Here is a 22,483-nt window from a genome sequence, read left to right on the forward strand (position 1 = left end):
TAAAGATTCATTATGTAATTGAAATGAAAAAAACCGATGCGCAAGTTGTTGTTGAAATGACCATTAGCGGTCGAGTGGCCCCTGAAACCGTGAAAAAAGCCATCTCAGATGCTATTTATACTTGAAAAGACCTATTTAAATGATTGCTTTGATGAGATCAGAGATTCAAAAACCTTTAACAATTATGATTCCAGGAGAATTAATATTCTGTATGTTACTATCTTTGATGGTACTTCCTCAAATTTATTATTTAGCGCACAAAAAAATGAAAATAAAGATTGATAAATTCGTTCTCGCCATAACTATTACAGTGTTTTTAGCTTATTTATTTCCGCAGTACGGGAGTAAATCAAGTCCGCTTGACTTAGATACTATGGCTAGTGTGGGTATTTCGCTTTTATTTTTTTTCTACGGATTAAAACTAAGTCCAGAGAAAATAAAAAGCGGATTAGTAAATTGGAAACTGCACCTCTTAGTGCAAGCTTCTACTTTTTTACTATTTCCCATAATTGTATTACTGTTTTACCCATTTATGCAAACAGAGCATAACAAAACAATCTGGTTGGCTTTTTTCTTTATAGCCTCACTCCCATCTACTGTCTCATCCAGTGTAGTCATGGTTTCCATTGCGAAAGGAAATATTCCCGCAGCCATATTTAATGCCAGTATTTCTGGTTTAATAGGAATTGTATTTACTCCGCTATGGATGGGTTTGTTCCTAAATAGCAAAAACGCAAACTTTGATTTAGGCGCCATTTACATCAAGTTAATTACTGAAGTTTTGATTCCGGTGATTCTGGGTCTACTATTACATCGTTATTTAGGAAAGTTAGCCATTAAGTACAATAACTACTTGACGACCTTTGATAAATCAGTCATTTTATTAATTATTTATAAAAGTTTTGCAACCTCATTTGAGGAAAAAGTTTTTAGTATTTTAAACACATCTAGTCTTATTGTAATTGCACTTTGTGTATTGAGTTTATTTTATTTTGTATATTACTTAATCGGTTTTATAGTCAAAAAACTTAATTTCGATCGTGAAGATCGTATTACAGCACAGTTTTGTGGAACAAAAAAGTCGCTCGTTCACGGAACGATTTTCTCGAAAATATTGTTTCAAAATGCAGCAACAATGGGAATAATTATATTGCCCTTAATGCTTTTTCACGGCTTGCAAATTTTCATTATTAGTATAATCGCTAATAAATATGCCAAAAATTAACCCCTATTTACTCTTACACACAAGCTATTTATTTGTTAATAAAAGGTAGATTTAAAAATGACTTGATTAATTTTGTACAGAAATTAATTATTCCCTAAAATCTATTTTTATTAATGAATCATCTTGACAAAGCCAATTTCATCGAACAAGATACCTTTATCTTTTGCCTTGAAGGAGTCCGTGATATAGAAACTGAAACCGAGACTGAAGTAGTTGTTAATTTAGAACAATTAGCTGTAAACTACGGCTTGGCTAGTATCTACAAAACCTGCGATACTATTGAAGGATTTGAGGAAAGCTTGAGTACTCTATTATATGATGATCATGGTTTCAAGGATTATGAAATCATTTATTTTGTCATGAAAGGCGAAGGAAATAACATTTGCCTTAACGATTACTTTTACAGTTTAGACGAAATTGCAGAGGTTTTTGAAGGAAAGTTAACGGGCAAAATTTTGCACTTTGCCAATACAAAAATACTAGATTTGACTGAGGAAGAAGCACAATATTTCATAGATGTTACAGGAGCAAAAGCCATTTCAGGGTATGGAACGCCATTTAACAGCCTGACCAGTATTAATCTTGACCAGGCATTTTTTAGCTTTTTTAAAGAAGATGACAACGTGTTTGACATTGTAGAAACATTGTTTCAAAAAAACTATGATCAATGCAAGCTACTTGATTTCCGACTATATTATTAATTGTAGTTTTAAATTACTTGTTTGGCTGGTTTTATATGTTAAACAAGGGGGGGGTTAAAGATTTTTTTAGACAAAAGGTAATTTTAAGTTTCTAAATTGTCTTTAATTCGATTATTATAAAATAATGGCATAAAGACGCCGCATTCTTTCTAGTTGAAAATTTGTATACTAACTTATCAAAAATTAAAATGATGCAAAGCACCTACTCTATTGTTTTTCAACCACCTCCAGAAATAGTGGAAGAAGTGAAAATTTTAAAAGAGCGTTTAGCAGATAAAATTGGATGGTACAATAGCAAAAATTCATTGGCACACATTACCATCGGAGAATTTTTAGCATCTGTAGAACAATTAGAACTAATCAAAAAACAATTGACTCGAATAGCCGATTCGGTTATGGAAGTGCCCATAACTTTAGATCATTATGGAAGCTATCCTAACGGTGCTTTTTTTATAGCTCCAAATACGGATTCGAAAATAAGGCTGGTTCCTATTATGAAGCGTTTTCAAAAAGAGACTCGTTTTACAATTACCCATAAAAGTGTGGCCCCCCATGTATCTATCGCTAGAAAATTAACAGCCGAAAAAATGATAATTGCAAATGAACTTTTTACTACGGTTGCGATGCATTTTCTTTGTGACGCAGTCATTTTAAGAAGGTTTAATACTGATGCAAAACAATTTGAAGCAGTTGCTAGTTTTCCTTTTAATGGAAAAGCAGAACCTATTCAAACATCATTGTTTTTACACTTCTAGAGCTTTTATCTTTATTTTTTTTAGGGCCATTTTGTCAGGAAATAAGTTTTTAGACGTCTAATAAATTAAATATCTTTATAAAAAAAATACCATGCGTCTTTATATCTATTTTATTAGTTTCTTTTTTTCAATTGTACTCTCTGCACAGAATAGCATTCCGCAGGTTTTGAAAAAAATGAATAAAGAAACGGTCCCTTATATCAAAGTAAATGATCTCAAAGATAAAAAAAACTTGATTTTCTTGGATGCCAGAGAACCAAAAGAATACAAAGTTAGTCACATTAAAGGTGCTCTTCCCGCAGGCTTCGATCATTTTAAGTCTGATACTGTTTTGGCAAATGTCAAAGACAAGAACGCTACAATAATTGTCTATTGTTCTATTGGTGTAAGAAGTGAGCGAGTAGGTGAAAAATTACAAAAATTAGGTTACAAGAATGTTTTTAATTTATATGGAGGTATATTTGAATATAAAAACACTGGCGAAAAAGTGGTGAACAACCAAAATAAAGTAACAGACAGTATACATACTTATAATAAAGCATGGAGTGTTTACTTAACTAAAGGAATTAAGGTTTATGAAGACTGATGCCTTAATAATTTTTACTCGAAATCCTGAATTAGGAAAAGTAAAAACCAGACTCGCAAAAACAATTGGTAATGAAAAAGCCTTAGCTGTCTACAAGGACTTACTTTTACATACCAGGAATGAAACCTATTCCATTGATTGTGATAAATTTGTATTTTATGATACTACCATTATTGAGAATGATATTTGGTCTCCAGCATTTTATCAAAAAAAAGTGCAAGCCAATGGTGATTTAGGACAAAGGATGCATCAAGCTTTTGTTACACTTTTTCAAATGGGTTACAAAAATTGTATCATTGTAGGGAGTGACTTATTTGACTTGAAAGCCGTTGTTATTAAAACAGCATTTAAAAAGCTTGTAGATCACGATGTAGTAATTGGTCCGGCTGAAGATGGTGGTTATTATTTATTAGGACTAAAAAAAGGCATGCCTGCTATTTTTCAAAATAAAGACTGGGGAACAGCTACAGTTTTTAAAATGACCATGAAGGATTTAGAGAATCAGAAAGTATCGCTTCTAGACACTTTAAATGATATCGATACCTATGAAGATTTAGAACAAAGCTCCTATGACATCGCTAGCTTAAAACTATTATCCTAGCTAAAAAAAGAATAGTAACAGATCTTCTTTATAAGCCTAGAATGGGTGGCAAAGAAACGAAGCACAACTTCGAAAAATTAAACTAAAGGAGATAAAAAATATCATTAAACCTTGAAATACGGATTGGCAAAAATGAAAAAATACATTGACATACTACTGAATTCCTATAGAGGTTATTTTAATTACCTGAAAAACGAGATTTTATATTGGAACTGGGATAACTATTTTTATGGACTAATTGCCATTTCTTTGGTAGTCTGGTTCCTTGAAATTGTTTTTCCCTGGAGAAAGCAACAAGCCATTTTTCGTAAAGATTTCTGGTTGGATTTATTTTATCTGTTTTTTAATTTTTTCTTACTCAATTTAATTCTTCTCATTGCATTATCTAATGTAATGGAACAGTTTCTTAATGACATACTCCATTTATTTGGGTTTGAGTTAACATCTATTCAGCTGTTCTCTATATCTGAGATGCCTAAACCCTTGGCTTTGTTCCTATTCTTCATCATTAGTGATTTCCTGCAATGGAATGTGCACCGCTTGTTGCATACGATTCCCTTTTTATGGAAAATTCATAAAACCCATCATAGCGTGAAGGAAATGGCTTTTGCTGCCCATTTTAGGTACAATTGGATGGAACCTATTGTTTACAAATCAATACTGTATATTCCTATTATTCTCGTTGGTGGTGTAAACCTTGAAGATGTCTTTATTGTGCATTTCATTGCGATTGCGATAGGTCATTTAAATCATGCAAATGTGGGTTGGGACTACGGTTTCTTAAAATACATATTTAATAATCCTAAAATGCATATCTGGCACCACAGTAAAAAAATACCGAACAAATATGGTGTCAACTTTGGAATTTCACTAAGTTTATGGGATTATATATTTAAAACCAATTACATACCTACAGATGGAAGAGATATCGAACTTGGTTTTGACGATGAAAACGAGTTCCCAAAAGATTTTATTGAACAAGAAATATATCCATTAAAAAAATAGTTTCTTTTTTTTTTGTCAGGAACTACTTTTATGACTGTCTAAACTTGTATAATTTAAAAATAGCAATGATGAAAAAATATTTCTTAACTCTACTTTTATTGCCTCTGCTTTCATGTGGAAAAAATAAAACAAATCCAGAAATTCCAACAAAAGCATACCAAACTACGACCACAGCTGATGATCAAAGTATGAATCATGCTAAATGGAATACATTATTGCAAAAAAATGTTTCTAAAGACGGAAATGTAAATTATAAAGGTTTTCAAAAAGACAGTAAAGAATTGCAGGCCTACCTTAATGAATTATCGTCAAATGTCCCTACAAAATCATGGTCAAAAAATGCTACACTTGCCTATTGGATTAATGCATATAACGCTTTTACAGTAAAATTAATTTTAGATAATTATCCAACTAAAAGCATCAAAGATATTAATGACCCTTGGGGTAAAAAATTCTTTACGTTAGGAAATAAAAAATACAGTTTAGAAGAAATCGAACATGAGATACTTCGCAAAATGGATGAGCCAAGAATACATTTCGCCATTAATTGTGCTTCTTTTTCTTGTCCTAATTTACTAAATGAAGCTTATACTGCAGCAAAATTAGACAAACAATTAGCAGCTGCAGCAAAAAGTTTCATTAACGATAAAACAAAGAATACTATAACAACGAATAAAATCGAAATTTCAAAAATATTCGATTGGTTCGCGGGTGACTTTAAGAAAAAAGGTTCTGTTATTGATTTTTTAAACCAATACAGTACTATCAAAATTAGCAGCAAAGCCAAGGTCAATTACAAAGAGTACAACTGGAGTTTGAATGAATAAAATTTCGATAATAATCCCAGTTTTTAATGAAGTAAACAGCATTATTAAGTTAGTATCGCATCTTGAAAATAAAGCCTTTCAAAAAGAAACAATTGAAATAATAGCTGTTGACGGAGGCAGTACAGATGGTTCTCAAGATAAAATAAAAGCTAGTTCAAACGTGAAGTTAGTTCAAGCTGGAAAAGGGAGAGCGATACAAATGAATGTAGGAGCTAAAGTGGCCACAGGAAACGTCCTTTATTTTTTGCACTGCGATAGTTATCCGCCCCATCATTTTGACCGCATTATCAATGATGCCATTCAACAAGGAAGGCAGGCGGGCTGTTTCAGAATGAAATTTGATTACGCACATCCCGTTTTAATGGTTTCACAGTGGTTCACTCGATTCAATCATATTTCCTGCCGTGGCGGAGATCAATCGCTATTTGTTACCAAAAAATTATTTGATGAAATAAAAGGTTTCAATGAGCAATTTATCATTTATGAGGATAATGAAATTATTTCAAGGCTTTACGCCAAAAAACAATTTGTCGTGATTCCTGAATATATAATTACTTCGGCTAGAAGGTATCAACAAAATGGGGTTTGGCGTTTACAATACCATTTTATTATTATTCATCTTAAACGCAGATTAGGACATTCTACTGAAAGTATGCTTCAGTATTACAAAAAAAACATCCGATAAAAGGTAGTGTCTAGTGATTATAAATTAGACATCTTAAAAATAATCAATACAATAATTAAACAATTCATAATGAAAAAAATTGCTCTAGCTTTAACAGCGATCATTCTTACCGCTGTAGGATGTAAATCGAATGAAGAAAACTTAAAATTTACAGAGAAAGTAGAAAAAGCACACCATCAAGAAGAATTTTCAGCTAAGGAAGCAGTGCAGTTTAATCTTAAATTAGAGTTTGGCGGTAAAGATAGGATGGATGCCAAATTTACAATTCTGACCAACTCTACGAAAGGAGTTATTGAGTATAAAAATGGATCTAAAATAGTATTCAACAAGGATAAAGTCTACTACTCTACTACGATTCCTAATGAAGAATCTGTCCGATTTGATGCTTTTACATGGGAATATTTTTTCCTTTTTCCACATAAATTAAGTGATCCAGGAACAATATGGAATGAATACGATAATAAAGAAAAAGACGCTACAAATTACCTAACAGAAAAGCTAACATTTAAATCAGGAACTGGAGACGCACCAGATGACTGGTATGTAGTTTATGCCGATAAAACAACCAATTTAATAGAAAAAGCGGCATACATTGTTTCAATAAATGGTGGTAAAGAAGCTGCAGAGAAAAATCCACATGCAATTCAATATCTAGAATACAAAGAAGTTGATGGTATTCCTATCGCTACAAAATGGGTTTTCTGGGGATGGGAAGAAGGAAAAGGTCTTACCGATGAATTAGGACATGCAACACTAACCGATATCAAATTTGTTAAAGAGGATGCTGACTATTTTATACCTGGAAACGACTTTAAAACGAAATAGAACCTTTACGCTTTGATGTTATACTAATTGGAGTTTTTATAAAGTATAATAATCTTATGCTATCTTTTAGATTAAGTTTTAAAACGGTCTATTTTCCTAGACTATATTAAACATAATGGTATTAAATGCTTAACTTTAAAGTCAATCGCGTCTCTTTTTATTGAATACATAACGAATAAATTCATTTTATATGGAACATATTGTCATTATAGGTAACGGAATTGCTGGGGTTACGCTTGCACGTCATATTCGAAAAAAATCAGATTCAAAAATTACTATTGTTTCTTCTGAAACTGAGTTTTTCTTTTCTCGTACCGCTTTGATGTACGTGTTTATGGGGCACATGAAGTTTGAGCACACACAGTCCTATGAAAACAATTTTTGGAAAAAAAATAAGATTAATTTGGTTCAAGGATTAGTTACCGCTGTAGTTCCTGCTTCTAAAGAAATTATTTTATCTACCAATGAAAAGATAGGCTATGATAAACTAGTACTAGCAACAGGCTCAAAACCTAATAAATATGGATGGCCTGGACAAGATTTACAAGGCGTTACCGGTCTTTATCACAAGCAGGATTTAGAGGCTTTAGAACGCTGGGCACCTAATACAAAGCGTGCTGTAATAGTGGGTGGAGGTTTAATTGGTATCGAGTTGGCTGAAATGCTGCGTTCCCGTAATATCCCTGTCACTTTCTTAGTACGTGAAAAGACATTTTGGGGTGGTGTTTTACCTTTCGGCGAAAGCCAAATGATCAACCGTCACATAGAAGAACACCATATTGATTTAAGGTTAGATACTAATTTGATTGAAATTCTTTCGGATGAAAAAGGACATGTAAGAGCAGTTGTTACCGATAAAGGAGAGACCATTGATTGTGAAATCGTTGGCCTGACAGCAGGTGTTTCTCCAAATATTGATTTCTTAAAAGACTCCGGAATAGAACTAGGAAAAGGAATTAAAGTGAACCGTTTCTTAGAAACAAATTTTAAAGATATTTATGCGATTGGGGATTGCGCTGAACAGCATGACGCCATTGATCTACGAAGACCAATAGAGGCCGTTTGGTATACTGGTCGCATGATGGGAGAAGTATTGGCACAAACATTAACAGGAACACCCACCGCTTACAAACCGGGACATTGGTTCAATTCTGCCAAGTTTTTAGACATTGAATATCAAACATACGGATGGGTTTGGGCTAAAGCTAAAGACAACGAGGAACAGTTTTACTGGGAGCATAAGTCGGGTAAAAAAGCAATCCGAATCTCATTTGACAAAAAGGACCGCACTTTTTTAGGCATCAACACCTTTGGGATACGAATGCGTCATGGGTTCTTTGACAAAGTCCTAACCAACAAAGAAACCGTGGATTATGTCATTGATCATTTAGAAGCAGCTAATTTTGACCCCGAGTTTTTTACATCATACGAAAAAGAAATCCGTAAACAATTTATTAACCAATTCGTTGGTGCAAAAACAACATAACATGAGCAAATCAATTGACAATATTTCCATCGCCTCTCATGAGAACATACAGATGGACGGCATCCAGAAATTAGGTATTACACTTGGATTACTGGGACTATTCATTATGACACTAGCCTTATTTAATGTCTCTTTCCCCAACAAAGGATTTTGGTTAGCAGGATCTATAATATCCATTTTCACGGGTATTGTAGTATATGCTAATAGAACCTATCTCAACAAGCCTCAAGGAATAAAAAACAACGGTGTATGGCACAGGGACTTCACTAATAGAGGAAATTGGGCTTGGATGATGGGAGTTATACTAACCACATTTTATATTGTTTTGTACTGGTATCCAGAATACTTAGGACTGAATCAAGACGGCGGAAAAAGTACGGGAATTGTTGGCTTTTTTGATCCATTAAGTTACGTTTTAAATGGTAAAGCCGCTAGCCAATGGTTTGTATATGGGACACTTTATACCATAGCCATTTTGGGTTTAGGCTATAAGTTTATTTTAAAATACCTTCATAATAAATACCAGTTGGTACGCACCCTTTCGGTTATGTTTTTTCAATTGGGATTTGCTTTTTTAATTCCTGAAATACTAGAAAAATTGAATCCCGAGAAAGCTTATTTTGCTAAGGATCTAAAAAATATGTGGCCTCTTAATTATTATTTCTTCAATGAATGGCACTTAAAAAATATGTTTGAAGGCGGGAATTTAGGAATGTTCATGTTGTTTTTCGGAATAGCCATGATTTTCATCATCTCTCCTATTCTAACTTATTTCTATGGAAAGCGCTGGTACTGTTCTTGGGTTTGTGGTTGTGGAGGTTTGGCAGAAACTGCTGGTGATAGTTATAGACATTTATCCAGTAAGACAGATACATCTTGGAAAATTGAACGATGGATGATCCACTCCGTATTAGTATTCTCATTTGTGATGACCATCGCCGTTATATTTTCATTCTTATCTAATAATCCTGAAATGAGCTTTGTTACTAAAGACCATTTTATTTGGGGCATCGTTATTTTCCTAATCGTTTTTACAGGAGCCTTATATCTATTTAAACGCAAAGAATTAGATACAGATGCCATTTATACTATGCTTTCTTTAGTAGCGATTATTATTATTTCTCTTTTTATTAATTATTTTTCAGGGAATCAAAATATTCTTTTTATTGACAGTAATTCGTTGAGAGAATGGTATGGTTTCGCTATCGGTGCCGCTTTTAGTGGGGTTGTAGGCGTAGGCTTCTATCCCATTATGGGAAATCGTGTTTGGTGTCGTTTTGGCTGCCCTATGGCTGCAATATTGGGCTTGCAACAACGCCTGTTATCAAAATTCAGAATTACCACTAATGGTGGTCAATGTATTTCTTGTGGAAATTGCTCTACCTATTGCGAAATGGGAATTGACGTTCGTAGTTATGCTGAAAAAGGAGAAAATATTGTTCGTTCTTCTTGTGTGGGTTGTGGTATATGTGCGGCCGTATGTCCTAGAGGAGTATTGAAATTAGAAAATGATACACCAACAGGTCGAATCAATTCGAATGAAATTTTATTAGGAAACGATGTTGATTTAATGGATTTAATTAACCAAAAATAACATGATGAGAGTAATTTACCTATTGATTATATTTACTTTTTTTCAAGCTTCCGCTCAAAGAAACTATCAAAAAAGCTATTTTAAAAACGGACAATTACAATCAGAGGGTTGGTTAAACCAAAATCAAAAAGTAGATTACTGGTTTTATTATTTCGAAAATGGAAATAAGAAAGAAGAAGGTCACTATACCGCTAATAAAAAATGCAAGTGGTGGATTTTTTACAAATCAAATGAGGCAATCAATAAAAAAAGTGAATTTGAAAACGATCAATTAAATGGTTATTCATTATTTTACAAAAAAAATAAACTCGTTAAAGCTGAAAAATATTCTATGGGGATCAAAATAAAAGAATGGAATTCAATAACTGAGTTCAAAAAAGACAATAAAATAAGCTTCTAATGAGTAAGATAAAAGTAATTATTCCTGCTTATAATGAAGAAAAAGCTATTGCACACGTTATTAAGGAAATTCCAAATTCAGTTAATGAAATTATTATTATTTCTAACAACTCGACTGATAATACTATTAAAGTGGCAACAGCAGCTGGTGCCACCGTACTTTCAGAAAACAGGAAAGGCTATGGCTATGCGTGCTTAAAAGGAATGGAGTACATTTCGAAACAAGAAATAAAACCCGATATTGTTGTTTTTTTAGATGGTGATTACTCTGATTACCCTGACGAATTAACTCAACTTATTGCTCCGATATTAGAAGACAATATTGATTTTGTTGTTGGCTCCAGAGTGGCTCGTTTACGAGAAAAAAATTCGATGACGCCACAGCAAATTTTTGGGAACTGGCTGGCAACAACTTTAATGAAAATCTTCTTTAACGCAACATTTACAGACCTGGGTCCTTTTAGAGCCATAAAATATGAAAAGTTACTCGCTTTAAATATGGAAGATAAAACCTATGGATGGACGGTCGAAATGCAACTTAAAGTTCTAAAACAAAAAATGACTTACGTAGAAATTCCTGTTCGCTATAAAAACAGAATAGGAATTTCAAAGGTATCAGGAACTGTAAAAGGAAGCGTTATGGCGGGAATAAAAATAATAGGATGGATTTTCAAATATACCTTTAAATAATAGCATGCTACTACTTTCATATATCATTGTAATTCTATACAGCATTTCGATTTTACTTTTATTTTTCTACAGTTTAGCACATTTTAACTTACTGTTGAATTATTTAAAAAGTAAAAAGAGTACGGATAAGTCTGTACAATTTGACCTTTCAAAACCAAATGAAATTCCCTTTGTAACTATACAGCTTCCTATTTATAATGAGAGGTATGTAGTAGAACGTTTATTAACTACCGTCGCACAAATGGACTATCCAAAGGACCGACTTGAAGTTCAAGTTCTTGATGACAGCACTGATGATAGCGTACTGGAAACAAAAGAGTTAATAAAAAAATTAGCGCAATCGGGATTAGATATAAAACACATTCAACGTACTGATAGAAAAGGGTTTAAAGCAGGTGCCTTGAAAGAAGGTTTGCTTACCGCCAAAGGTGAATTTATAGTTATTTTTGATGCTGATTTTGTTCCTCAAAAAGACTGGCTCTATAAAACAATTCCCTATTTTAAAAATCCGAAAATTGGAGTGGTACAAACCCGATGGGGACACCTAAACCGCGATTACTCTGTATTAACAAAAATTCAGGCTTTTGCCTTAGACGCCCATTTCACTTTAGAACAAGTAGGTCGAAATTCTAAATTGCATTTCATCAATTTTAATGGAACCGCTGGAGTATGGAGAAAGCAATGCATTCTCGATGCGGGAAACTGGGAAAGTGATACACTTACCGAAGACTTAGATTTAAGTTATCGTGCACAGTTAAAAAACTGGGAATTCAAATATCTCGAAAATGTAGTTACTCCTGCTGAATTACCAGCAATAATTAGTGCAGCACGTTCCCAACAATTTAGATGGAATAAGGGAGGCGCCGAAAACTTTAGTAAAAATGCCATTCGAGTATTACAATCAGAATCTATTGGCTTCAAGACAAAAGCTCATGGAATGCTGCATTTATTGAATAGCACTATGTTTTTGGCTATTTTTACAATGGCTATTTTAAGCGTACCTATGCTTTACATCAAGAATCAATTCCCCGTTTTTGAAAAGGTATTTGACATATTAATATTTTTTGTTATTACTTCCATTCTCTTTTTTATCAGCTATTGGGCAACCTACAAAAGTATCCATGGAGGCGGTTTCAAGAACTTTATAAAATACATTACTTTATTTATCACATTTTATACCATTGCAATGGGATTTTCATTTCACAACACTATAGCAGTGCTAGAAGGTTTATGGGGTAAAAAAAGCGAATTCGTGCGCACTCCAAAGTTGAATATTGAAGGACTTAAAGAAAAATGGAAACAGAATAGTTATCTCTCGCATACAATTTCAAAAAACATCATTGTTGAAGGAATATTAATCCTTTACTTTATTTTTGCAATGTATAGTGCTTTTTTATTGAATGATTACAGCTTGATTGCTTTGCATTTAATGCTTTTCTTAGGTTTTAGTTTTGTATTTGTCAAATCAATACAAATTAATAAATGAATTTGAACGCTTCAAAGAACATGAAGTCCTATGGCTTTCTTATACTGAGCTTATTGATCTATGCCTATATCGCTTATGTTTTAAAGCGAGCTGATTTTCTATATTTAGTAATTTCTTATAGTTTATTGTTCGTGTGCTTTTATCAAATTATAAAACTACAAAAAGACAATATTCCTTTTTTAATAGGAGCCGCATTAGTCTTTCGATTAGTTTTTATGCTAGCATTACCCAATTTATCTCAGGATTACTTTCGTTTTATATGGGACGGAAACCTCATACTCGAAAATATAAATCCCTACTTACAGTTGCCAAAGGACCTAATCAGTCAAAGCAATTTTATTATTCCGAATGGCACTGAATTGTATAACGGAATGGGAAGTTTGAGTGCTGGACATTACTCTAATTATCCGCCTTTTAACCAATTCTTATTTGCTGTAGCAGCCTTTTTCAGTGCACAATCAGTACTTGGAACAGTTATAATGATGCGACTGTTGACTATTCTGGCAGATTTTGGAACAATCTATTTTGGTGGTAAATTACTTGTCCGTTTAGGAATGGAGAAACACCGTATTTTCTGGTACATACTTAATCCATTAGTACTTATTGAGCTTACTGGAAATTTACATTTTGAAGGGATCATGCTCTTCTTTTTTGTTTGGTCCATGTATTTACTAGAACAAAACAAATGGAAATTAGCTGCCTTTGTTTTAGCCTTATCTATTTCTGTCAAATTATTGCCCTTATTACTATTACCGCTTTTTTTAAGAAAATTAGGATGGAAAAAAGCAATTTCTTTTTATACTATCGTTATTGCAGTAAATATATTGCTCTTCCTCCCCTTTCTTTCGAAGGAATTAATTCAGAATTATAGCGAAACCATAGGTCTATGGTTCACTAATTTTGAATTCAATGCTAGTATTTATTATATCATTCGTCAGATTGGTTTCTGGATTACTGGGTACAATATTATTCATACCACCGGCAAAATCATCCCTGTATTTATTATTATCTATATTGCTTTTCAAAGTTTAAAGGAGAAAAATAAAAACAGTACCATCCTAATTAACAGTATGTTATTAGTATTGACTGTTTATTTTTTTACTGCTACAACAGTACATCCTTGGTATGTTATTAACCTTATTTTGATTGCTGTTTTTACATCCTACAAATACCCTTTTATATGGAGTTACACTATAATTTTAAGCTATAGCGCCTATTCTCAAATAGAATTTTCTGAAAATTATTGGTTAATTGCTATCGAATATAGTACAGTTATCCTTTATCTATTTTATGAAAAAAGTAAGATTTCAGAGATTTAAAAAAGAGTACCTTTGAGCTTTTAAAATAAAAGGAAAAATTCATGGGCCTGATTAAAGAAAATTCAAAATCCGTTTTAGAGCAGTGGGTCAATCAATTTAGTGATGAACTCTATTCTTGGGCATTTTTTAAAACCTCTTCTAAAGAAGTTGCCGAGGATTTAGTACAAGATACTTTTTTGGCTGCATTTCATAAAATAGATAGTTTTCAAGGTAAAAGCCAACCTAAAACCTGGTTGTTTTCAATACTCAACAATAAAGTAATTGACCATTATCGTTTAAGTGCGCGTACCACTAAAAAGAACTTCAGTTTGACCGAAAATAGCGGTAACGATCTTACTGATGGAATCTTTAATATGTATGGTTGCTGGAATAGTAATGAGATCAAATCCCTATGGGGTCAAGAGGAGGAATTATTAGACAATCCTGATTTTAATGCAATCATGGAAGAGTGTATGGATGATTTACCACAGAAATGGAAGTTAGCCGTTACATCCAAATACTTAACCGAAAAAAAAGCAGAAACCATTTGTCAGGAGTTAGAAATCACTGCGTCTAATTATTGGCAGATTGTTCATAGATCAAAGCTGCTTTTAAAAAAATGTCTGGAATTAAAATGGGTTTAACCAAACTTTAATATTCAAAGAAAATGAATACAGCAATGAGAATGTTGTTGAGAACCTGTCAGAAAACAACAGAGTTAATCGACAAAGAAATGTTCGCTCCTTTAACGTTAAAAGAAAAGATGCAATTAAAGGCTCACAAAGCCATGTGCAAAACTTGTAACGCCTATGAAACCCAATCCAAATTAATTGATGCCCTTCTAGAAAAATGGTTTGTATCTGACCCCAATAAAAAAAAATCTAAATTAGACGAAGAGAAAAAAAATAAAATTATTGAAGAGATAAATAAGTCATAATTGCTAAGTCACTCGACTAAAAAACAGCAAATGAATATAGTTTTTTTTGATTCAATTTCGAAGCCAGTAAAAATCTTCCGTTTATACTACCACATTAATTCAATTAACAATTTGGGGCGGCCCCATAAACTAGTATCACAAAGCCAAAGAATATATTAAAAGAAATCTACGATTTCAAACAACGATTATTGGTATCATTAAAAAATTATAAATCAATTTAAAAATAATCTACACAAGGTAGATTATATCGTATTACACTAACAAATTTTTTTAAACATTGCATGAAACATTATTATTTACATTACTCATTTTTATTTCTTCTATTTACTAATTTCGCATTTGCACAAGAACAAAAACAAATTCAATTTAAAGAGCAATACACTAAACACAACAAGGGGAAATTTTTTATCTCTTGGGGTGGAAACAGAGAGGTTTATTCTAAATCAGATGTTACCTTTACAGGGAAAGATTATAATTTCACATTAGACAATCTTAAAGCCCACGACAAACCAAAAGGTTGGAATATAGATTATATCAATCCTTCCAGAATGACAATTCCACAAACTAACTTTAGATTGGGTTACTTTCTAAACGACCATTATAGTATTGCAATTGGTTTAGATCATATGAAATATGTTATGACTCAAAACCAAACTGTTAATATAACTGGTACAATAGACGCTAATACACCGTTTGACAATGTATATAATAACACTCCAATCGTCACAACAGAGGATTTCCTGAAATATGAGCATACAGATGGGCTAAATTATATACATCTTGAGGTTTCAAGAAACGATGATATTTCATCTTTATTTGGCATTAACAATACCGATAAAGTTCAGATCAATCTAACGGGAGGTGCTGGTGCCGGAGTATTATATCCTAAAACAAACACCACTTTATTGGGTAAACTGCGTCACGATGATTTTCATGTTTCAGGCTATGGAATGTCATTGAAACAAGGTTTGAATATAACTTTTTTCAAACATTTCTATATTCAAGGAGAACTAAAAGAAGGTTATATAAATATGCAAGACATAAGAACAACTCAAAGTCCAGATGACAAAGCATCTCAAAGTTTCTTCTTTCTCGAAAGATTAATTAATTTTGGAGTAATTTTTAAAGTTTAATAAGCGATACAAACCTTAAAAAATAATTATCTTAAAGTCATTTCATATTATGCCCTGCTGAACAATTCTTTCTATTACAAATCCTGAGATTGCTTTTGCTTTTAGAGGAAGAAAATAGATAAAATAAATAGCATTCTTGTTTTTCAAAAACCAATACAGATTAATTTCTGTGTTGGTTTTTTTATTTTAAATACTGTCAGGAAATGAAGACTCTTGCGTCTATACTATCAAATTAATCATTAGGAAAGAGGAGCAAAAAACAATTCGATTAAGAACCTTTTTTTATGATGCTGAACTAACTGACATAGAAATACCTCTTTGCCTGTTTGAAAAAGACCTTACCAATAAACCTGATGATGTTAAAGAACCTAAATACATGAATAAACTTAAAACCGGAGGATTATTATCTGATGCTGCCATTATCGATACAACAGTAGTAATCTCCTATTATAATTTTGTCAATCGAACCGTTTTAGGACTAAGAGTATCTTTAGAAAGTGATGGAAGAAGTGGTTATAACTACTAAATAAGAAAAATGAAAATCTATTGTCAAGAAAATTTAAACGAAATAAAGAAGGTGCTGCTTCAACTAACAAATGAACAATACGCCTATCCATCATTAACTTTGTTTGGAGCTACCATTGGTCAGCATGTTAGACATATATTAGAATTCTATCAAAGTGTATTTGATGGTTTAGAAACTAGAGTTATAAATTATGACAATAGAAAAAGAAACCTTTTAATTGAGACTGACAGTGCTTACGCTATTGAAATTATTGATTTAATAAATAGTCAATTAGCATTAAGTACTCATGATAAAACTCTTGTTTTAGAAGGGAATTTTCGTATAGAAGAAGGCGAAAAGATGAAAATTAAAACTTCCTTTTTTAGAGAGTTAGGGTATTGCTTAGAACATAGTATCCACCACCAGGCACTTATAAAAGTAGGTTTACTAGAAGCAAACTGCATGTCCTACATTGATGAAAATTTTGGGCTTGCTCCCGCAACAATCAGATACCGAAAAACATGTGCACAGTAAGTTTTATTCCCCTTAAAGAGGGCTTTCTTTTAACCTCAAATAGAGACGAAAAAAGCTATCGCCCTACTATTTCACCTCAGGTCTATTCTGAAAATGAAATTAAGCTTTTATATCCAAAAGATGAAAAAGCAGGTGGAACTTGGATCGTAGCTCGAAATGACGGAACGAGTATTATTTTGCTTAATGGTGCATTTACTAATCATACAAAACAATCCAATTATAATAAAAGTCGAGGTATTATTTTAATTGAAATCGTTCAGGCTAAATTTCCGCTATTTTATTTTCAAGAAATGGATTTGGAAAACATTGAACCATTCACATTAATAATTTTCCAACTCCATACTTTAACAGAGGTAAAATGGGACGGAAATGAAAAACATGTATTTGAAAAATCAATTAGAAAACCACATATATGGTCATCAGCTACTTTATACAGTAGAAAACAGAAAAACTTAAGAAAGCAATGGTTTGAAGATTTTTGTAGGCACAATGAACCACTTTCCATGGAAAAAGCACTTTTATTTCACGCTACAAAAGAAGAGGATAATACTGAAAATGGTTTAGTAATCAATCGTGAAGACAAAACTAAAACAGTTAGTATAACTCAATTATTATTGACAAACAAAAACGTACAAATGACTTATGTTGATAGAATAAACAATGAGACAATTGAAAAAATAACATTTTGAGGAAAGCTTAATTAGACAAATAGTAATAATCAAGTATAATACGATACACCTAAAAGCAATTTCCCGATAAATGAGATTATTAGATAAATATTCACAAAAAAACAATCCGCTTTTATTGGGCTTTATGATAAGTCTAATAGGTGCAATACCTTTGGGTTATATCAATGTAATTAGCTTACAAATTTTATTAGAACAAGGAAATTGGGCTTCACTTCTATTTATATTAGGAATTATTACTGTGCAATATTTTGTGTTACAAACAGTAAATAAAATTGCAGAATGGCTCGTTAGTCAACAGAGATTACTATTGCTAATTGATGTCTTTACTATCCTATTCCTTTTGGGAATTGGCCTATACTTTATGAGTGATACTACTAATTATGACAGCAGTAGTATATCTCGCTTTAAACTGGCACAACACCCCTTTCTATTAGCCTTATTTCTAAATGGTTTAAATTTTATTCAATGGCCTTATTGGTCGGGGATTTATGTCTATCTTTTCAGAACGGCTAAATTAGAGATTCAGAAAACAGCTAATAACACATTCATTATAGGAGCTATTCTGGGAACTTGTTTGGGAATGTTTCTTTTTGCCCATGTTGGACAATTTTTAATTGAGGCAAATCAAATAAAAATAAGTACTTATCTTACCCCCATCTTGATGACTCTATTCCTATTATTAGCTTTGGTACAAACGGTAAAATTTATTTTAAAAAATAATTTATTACTTAACGTAAAAAGTAAAATAAGATTGTAAAACCCTAAAATAAGGAAAAGAGAAAACAATAAAATAAAACTTTAATTTCACTAAATAAAAAATATAAAAGATGAATAAAGAAATCAAAATGTTCGGTGCTGAATGGTGTCCGGATTGTCGAAGAACCAAAGAATTTTTTACTAAAAACAATATCGCATTCGAATATATAAATATTGACATCACTCCCGAAGCCTCTCAACTTGTTGAAAGTTATAACAAAGGAAAAAGAATCATACCAACGGTTTTAATTAACGATGTGGCATTTAGTAATCCTCAAAATTTTGAATTAGCACAACAGCTGGGCGTCAACAAGCAAGGAAGGCTTAAAATGTTTGGTGCTGATTGGTGTCCTGATTGTCAGCGAGCCAAACATTTTTTACAAGACAATCAAATTAATTTTGAATTTATTGATGTAGAAAGTACAGAGGGAGCAAGTGAATTTGTCATGAACGCAAATAATGGAAAAAGAATTATCCCTACCATTTTGTTCAACGAGGAAGCCTATTCTAATCCTGACAATGCGACCCTTATGACATTGTTAGAAATAGATAAAGTAGCTGATACCCGAGTTTATGATGTGCTTATCGTAGGTGGAGGAGCAGCGGGACTTACTACAGCTATTTATGCGCAAAGAGATCGATTTGATAGTATCATACTCGAAAAGAAAAATATAGGTGGTAATGCTTTTATAACTAAAAAAATAGAAAACTACCCTGGTTTCAAGGAAGTTTCTGGACCTGACTTAATGGATCGAATGGCAGACCAAGCCGAAACATTAGGGGCAAAAATTGAAACTGGTGAGGAAATAGTGAATATAGAAAAAGTACAAAACTTTTTTAAAGTCTTTACTAAAACACAAGAATATCGGGCAAAATCTATTGTCATAGCAACAGGAAGTACGTATCGAATTCTTGGTATAGCTGGAGAAGAGGAACTTATTGGTTCTGGTATTCACTTTTGTGCTACTTGTGACGGTGCTTTCTATCGTGACAAAGAAGTAATTGTAATTGGTGGTGGAAATAGCGCCTTAGAAGAAGGCATGTTTTTAGCTGGATTTTGTAAAAAAGTGAGCATTATTCATCGAAGTGAACAATTTTCAGCAAATGAAATATATACCGAGAAATTAGAATCCTTTCCAAACATCGAAATCTATTTGAATAAATCTCCAAAAGCATTTATAGCAAACGAAAGCGGCAGTTTTGAAAAAATGATTTACACCGATAATAAGACTGGAAATGATGGAGAAATAATAGCCCATGGTGTTTTTGTATTTATAGGGTTAATACCCAATACAAAACCTTTTGAAGGATTGATCAATCTTTCTCAAAGCGGTCATGTTTTAACTAAAGGATTAAATCAAACAAGTGTTCCTGGGATTTTTGCTGCTGGTGATTGTAGATTTGGAGCCATTGCACAAGTTGCTGCCGCTACTGGTGAAGGTGTTGTAGCAAGTTTTGGAATCAAAGAATACTTGAAAAAATAAAAACCCAACAAAAAAATTAGAAAAAGATGAGTGAAAAAATAAAATTTAAAAATAGTCAAGGACAACATTTGGCGGCATTATTAGAGCTGCCAAATGAAAAACCATTGGGGTATGCCATTTTTGCCCATTGCTTTACCTGCAACAAAAATCTAACGGCAGTTAGAAATATAGGAAAAGCTTTAAATAGTAAAGGAATTGCCGTTTTTAGATTCGATTTTACTGGATTAGGCGAAAGTGAAGGCGATTTTGAAGACACTAATTTCACGAGTAATGTAGATGATTTAAATGCTGCTGCTGATTTTTTAAAAAGTAATTATGAAGCTCCTTCCATATTAATTGGACATTCACTCGGTGGCGCCGCTGTACTTTTTGCTAAGCATCAAATACCTTCTATTAAAGCTATTGTAACGATTGGTGCTCCTGCTAACCCTTCTCATATTTCGCATTTATTCAGCGATAGCGTTTCAGAGATTATAGAAAATGGCATTGCTGAATTATCTATTGGCGGAAGGCCATTCAAAATAAAAGAACATTTTCTAAATGATATCAAAAGTCAGAAAATCGAAGTTGCCATTGCAAATTTAAATGTTCCAATAATGATTTTTCACTCACCTATTGATCAAACGGTAGAAATTGACAACGCCGCCAAAATTTATAAAGCGGCAAAACACCCAAAATCATTTATTTCATTAGACAAGGCAGATCATTTATTGAGCGATAAAGAAGATTCAGAATTTGTTGGATTAATGATTGCTGCTTGGTCTAAAAGATATTTATAGAACAAATTATTACTAAGCGTTAACAAATATTAAAGCAATACAACATGAAAAAATACGATCTAATAATAATAGGAGCTGGATCTGGTGGACTAAGCGTAGGCGGATTTATGGTGAAGCTTGGTTTTAAAGTACTGATGATTTCAAAAACAGAACATCAAATTGGAGGGGACTGTCTTAATGATGGCTGTGTGCCCAGCAAAGCATTAATTCATGTTGCAAATATTGTTGGTAATGCTAGAAAAGCGAGTGAATTTGGACTTCAAATAACTCAAGAAGTTGATTTAGAAAAAATAGTGAAATACATTTATGACAGCCAAGAAGTCATACGAGCACATGAAAATAAACCGCACTTTGAAAAAGAAGGTTTTGATATTGCTATAGGTAGTGCAAAATTCACAGGGAAAAATGAAGTTGCCGTTAATGGCGTAAACTACACCGCTAAAAAAATAATTTTGGCTACGGGATCTAGACCTAGAAAACTAAACATTCCGGGCATAGAAATGGTCAAATATTATGATAATCAAAGTATCTTCAAAATAAAAGAGTTCCCACAAAGACTCTTATTTATTGGCGGAGGACCAATAGGAATTGAAATGGCTCAGGCATTCCAGAAATTAGGTGCTACAATAACGGTTGTACATCATGGCAACACTATTTTACAACATGATGATCCAGATTTAACTACTATCTTGACTAAGAGATTAGAAAAATCAGGAATGGAGTTTCACTTTAATTCAGAAATTACCTATTTTGAATCTGCTAATAAAGGGTTTATTAAAAATAATGATGGAAAAATAACTCCCATAGAATTTGATGCTGTTTTTGTTGCTATTGGTAGACAATTAAACATTGAAAATTTAGACTTAGAAAAAGCGGAAATCGTTGTCAAAAATAACAGAATCAAGGTAGATGATTACTTGCAAACCTCTAACAAAAACGTATTGCTTTGCGGTGATGTAGCAGGTAAACTACAATTTTCTCACGCTGCAGAACAGCATGGCAGGTTAATCATTAATAATTTATTTTCTCCATTAAAAAAGAAACTAAATAATAAACACATGTCTTGGGTAACCTTTACAGATCCGGAGTTAGCCACTTTTGGTATCGCTGAGAAAGAACTTAAAAAACAGAATATTAGCTACGAAAAATTAAAGCAAAGCTTTAGTCAAGATGATCGTGCCATAGTCGATGATTATCAATACGGACAACTTCAATTGTACATCAGTAAAGGAAACTGGTTTCAAAAAGAAAAGATCTTAGGGGGAACTATGATAGCTCCAAAAGCTGGAGAACTAATTCAAGAATTGATTTTGGCTAATACTGCTGGACTATCTATTAATACAATAGTCAATAAAGTATATCCTTATCCTGTAGCGACAAGGATCAATCAAAAAATTATTGCAGAACACAAACAAAAAATTGTAACTAAAAAAGTTAAACAAATATTGCATTTTGCTTTCAAAATATTTAGTTAAAAAAGGATAATGCAAGTAAATAAAATCT

At 32.5% G+C, this 22,483-nt stretch carries 25 protein-coding genes; all 25 read left to right on the plus strand.

Annotated features, from left to right (window positions below):
* The first annotated feature begins 265 nt into the window (after positions 1-265).
* The 25 genes from QO200_RS05160 (at position 266) to QO200_RS05280 (ending at position 22,455) form a co-directional block, all read left to right on the plus strand.
* Complete coding sequence (locus QO200_RS05160) at positions 266-1,225, plus strand: bile acid:sodium symporter family protein (RefSeq protein WP_371537216.1); 960 nt, start codon at positions 266-268, stop codon at positions 1,223-1,225.
* Positions 1,226-1,338: 113 nt separating this feature from the next.
* Complete coding sequence (locus QO200_RS05165; protein ID WP_371537219.1) at positions 1,339-1,926, plus strand: DUF6642 family protein; 588 nt, start codon at positions 1,339-1,341, stop codon at positions 1,924-1,926.
* A gap of 188 nt (positions 1,927-2,114) precedes the next feature.
* Positions 2,115-2,681, plus strand: a complete 567-nt coding sequence (locus tag QO200_RS05170) for a 2'-5' RNA ligase family protein (protein WP_371537222.1) — start codon at positions 2,115-2,117, stop codon at positions 2,679-2,681.
* Positions 2,682-2,856: 175 nt separating this feature from the next.
* Positions 2,857-3,267, plus strand: coding sequence for a rhodanese-like domain-containing protein (locus QO200_RS05175; protein ID WP_371537225.1), 411 nt, complete (start codon positions 2,857-2,859; stop codon positions 3,265-3,267).
* Positions 3,257-3,868 carry a TIGR04282 family arsenosugar biosynthesis glycosyltransferase gene (locus QO200_RS05180; RefSeq protein ID WP_371537228.1) on the plus strand — a complete coding sequence of 204 codons (612 nt, stop codon included), beginning with the start codon at positions 3,257-3,259 and terminating at the stop codon, positions 3,866-3,868. Before QO200_RS05175 ends, QO200_RS05180 begins: the two co-directional genes overlap by 11 nt.
* Before the next feature lie 132 nt (positions 3,869-4,000).
* Positions 4,001-4,873 carry a sterol desaturase family protein gene (locus QO200_RS05185; protein WP_371537232.1) on the plus strand — a complete coding sequence of 291 codons (873 nt, stop codon included), beginning with the start codon at positions 4,001-4,003 and terminating at the stop codon, positions 4,871-4,873.
* Between the two features lie 65 nt (positions 4,874-4,938).
* The gene (locus QO200_RS05190) at positions 4,939-5,700 is read left to right on the plus strand and encodes a DUF547 domain-containing protein (protein WP_371537234.1); all 762 of its coding nucleotides are present in this window, start codon (positions 4,939-4,941) and stop codon (positions 5,698-5,700) included.
* Complete coding sequence (locus tag QO200_RS05195) at positions 5,693-6,385, plus strand: TIGR04283 family arsenosugar biosynthesis glycosyltransferase (RefSeq protein ID WP_371537237.1); 693 nt, start codon at positions 5,693-5,695, stop codon at positions 6,383-6,385. Before QO200_RS05190 ends, QO200_RS05195 begins: the two co-directional genes overlap by 8 nt.
* 69 nt (positions 6,386-6,454) lie before the next feature.
* Positions 6,455-7,210, plus strand: a complete 756-nt coding sequence (locus tag QO200_RS05200) for a hypothetical protein (RefSeq protein ID WP_371537239.1) — start codon at positions 6,455-6,457, stop codon at positions 7,208-7,210.
* Between the two features lie 190 nt (positions 7,211-7,400).
* On the plus strand, positions 7,401-8,696 hold the full coding sequence (locus QO200_RS05205) for an NAD(P)/FAD-dependent oxidoreductase (protein ID WP_371537242.1): 1,296 nt from the start codon (positions 7,401-7,403) through the stop codon (positions 8,694-8,696).
* Position 8,697: 1 nt separating this feature from the next.
* Positions 8,698-10,290, plus strand: coding sequence for a 4Fe-4S binding protein (locus tag QO200_RS05210; RefSeq protein WP_371537243.1), 1,593 nt, complete (start codon positions 8,698-8,700; stop codon positions 10,288-10,290).
* Position 10,291: 1 nt separating this feature from the next.
* On the plus strand, positions 10,292-10,690 hold the full coding sequence (locus tag QO200_RS05215; RefSeq protein WP_371537246.1) for a toxin-antitoxin system YwqK family antitoxin: 399 nt from the start codon (positions 10,292-10,294) through the stop codon (positions 10,688-10,690).
* Complete coding sequence (locus QO200_RS05220) at positions 10,690-11,379, plus strand: glycosyltransferase family 2 protein (RefSeq protein WP_371537249.1); 690 nt, start codon at positions 10,690-10,692, stop codon at positions 11,377-11,379. Before QO200_RS05215 ends, QO200_RS05220 begins: the two co-directional genes overlap by 1 nt.
* A 4-nt stretch (positions 11,380-11,383) precedes the next feature.
* Positions 11,384-12,865 carry a cellulose synthase family protein gene (locus QO200_RS05225; RefSeq protein ID WP_371537251.1) on the plus strand — a complete coding sequence of 494 codons (1,482 nt, stop codon included), beginning with the start codon at positions 11,384-11,386 and terminating at the stop codon, positions 12,863-12,865.
* Positions 12,862-14,184, plus strand: coding sequence for a glycosyltransferase 87 family protein (locus QO200_RS05230; protein ID WP_371537254.1), 1,323 nt, complete (start codon positions 12,862-12,864; stop codon positions 14,182-14,184). The genes QO200_RS05225 and QO200_RS05230 overlap by 4 nt, the downstream gene beginning before the upstream one ends.
* A 41-nt stretch (positions 14,185-14,225) precedes the next feature.
* Entirely contained in the window at positions 14,226-14,807 is a 582-nt protein-coding gene (locus tag QO200_RS05235) for a sigma-70 family RNA polymerase sigma factor (RefSeq protein ID WP_371537256.1), read from the plus strand.
* A gap of 23 nt (positions 14,808-14,830) precedes the next feature.
* Positions 14,831-15,100, plus strand: coding sequence for a hypothetical protein (locus QO200_RS05240; RefSeq protein WP_371537258.1), 270 nt, complete (start codon positions 14,831-14,833; stop codon positions 15,098-15,100).
* Positions 15,101-15,381: 281 nt separating this feature from the next.
* Positions 15,382-16,233 (plus strand): hypothetical protein, encoded by an 852-nt coding sequence (locus tag QO200_RS05245; protein WP_371537260.1) that lies wholly within the window; start codon positions 15,382-15,384, stop codon positions 16,231-16,233.
* Between the two features lie 376 nt (positions 16,234-16,609).
* Positions 16,610-16,759, plus strand: coding sequence for a hypothetical protein (locus QO200_RS05250; RefSeq protein WP_371537262.1), 150 nt, complete (start codon positions 16,610-16,612; stop codon positions 16,757-16,759).
* A 9-nt stretch (positions 16,760-16,768) separates the two neighbouring features.
* The gene (locus QO200_RS05255; protein ID WP_371537264.1) at positions 16,769-17,272 is read left to right on the plus strand and encodes a DinB family protein; all 504 of its coding nucleotides are present in this window, start codon (positions 16,769-16,771) and stop codon (positions 17,270-17,272) included.
* The gene (locus QO200_RS05260) at positions 17,260-17,961 is read left to right on the plus strand and encodes an NRDE family protein (protein ID WP_371537267.1); all 702 of its coding nucleotides are present in this window, start codon (positions 17,260-17,262) and stop codon (positions 17,959-17,961) included. Before QO200_RS05255 ends, QO200_RS05260 begins: the two co-directional genes overlap by 13 nt.
* A 70-nt stretch (positions 17,962-18,031) precedes the next feature.
* Positions 18,032-18,718: a hypothetical protein gene (locus tag QO200_RS05265; RefSeq protein WP_371537269.1), complete on the plus strand. Its 687-nt coding sequence runs from the start codon at positions 18,032-18,034 to the stop codon at positions 18,716-18,718.
* Positions 18,719-18,788: 70 nt separating this feature from the next.
* Entirely contained in the window at positions 18,789-20,201 is a 1,413-nt protein-coding gene (locus QO200_RS05270) for an FAD-dependent oxidoreductase (protein WP_371537272.1), read from the plus strand.
* A gap of 26 nt (positions 20,202-20,227) precedes the next feature.
* Positions 20,228-20,980: an alpha/beta hydrolase family protein gene (locus QO200_RS05275; RefSeq protein ID WP_371537275.1), complete on the plus strand. Its 753-nt coding sequence runs from the start codon at positions 20,228-20,230 to the stop codon at positions 20,978-20,980.
* Between the two features lie 44 nt (positions 20,981-21,024).
* Positions 21,025-22,455 carry an NAD(P)/FAD-dependent oxidoreductase gene (locus tag QO200_RS05280; protein ID WP_371537278.1) on the plus strand — a complete coding sequence of 477 codons (1,431 nt, stop codon included), beginning with the start codon at positions 21,025-21,027 and terminating at the stop codon, positions 22,453-22,455.
* Positions 22,456-22,483 lie beyond the last annotated feature (28 nt).

The sequence above is a fragment of the Flavobacterium sp. Arc3 genome, assembly GCF_041431375.1.
In the GTDB taxonomy this organism is placed as follows: domain Bacteria; phylum Bacteroidota; class Bacteroidia; order Flavobacteriales; family Flavobacteriaceae; genus Flavobacterium.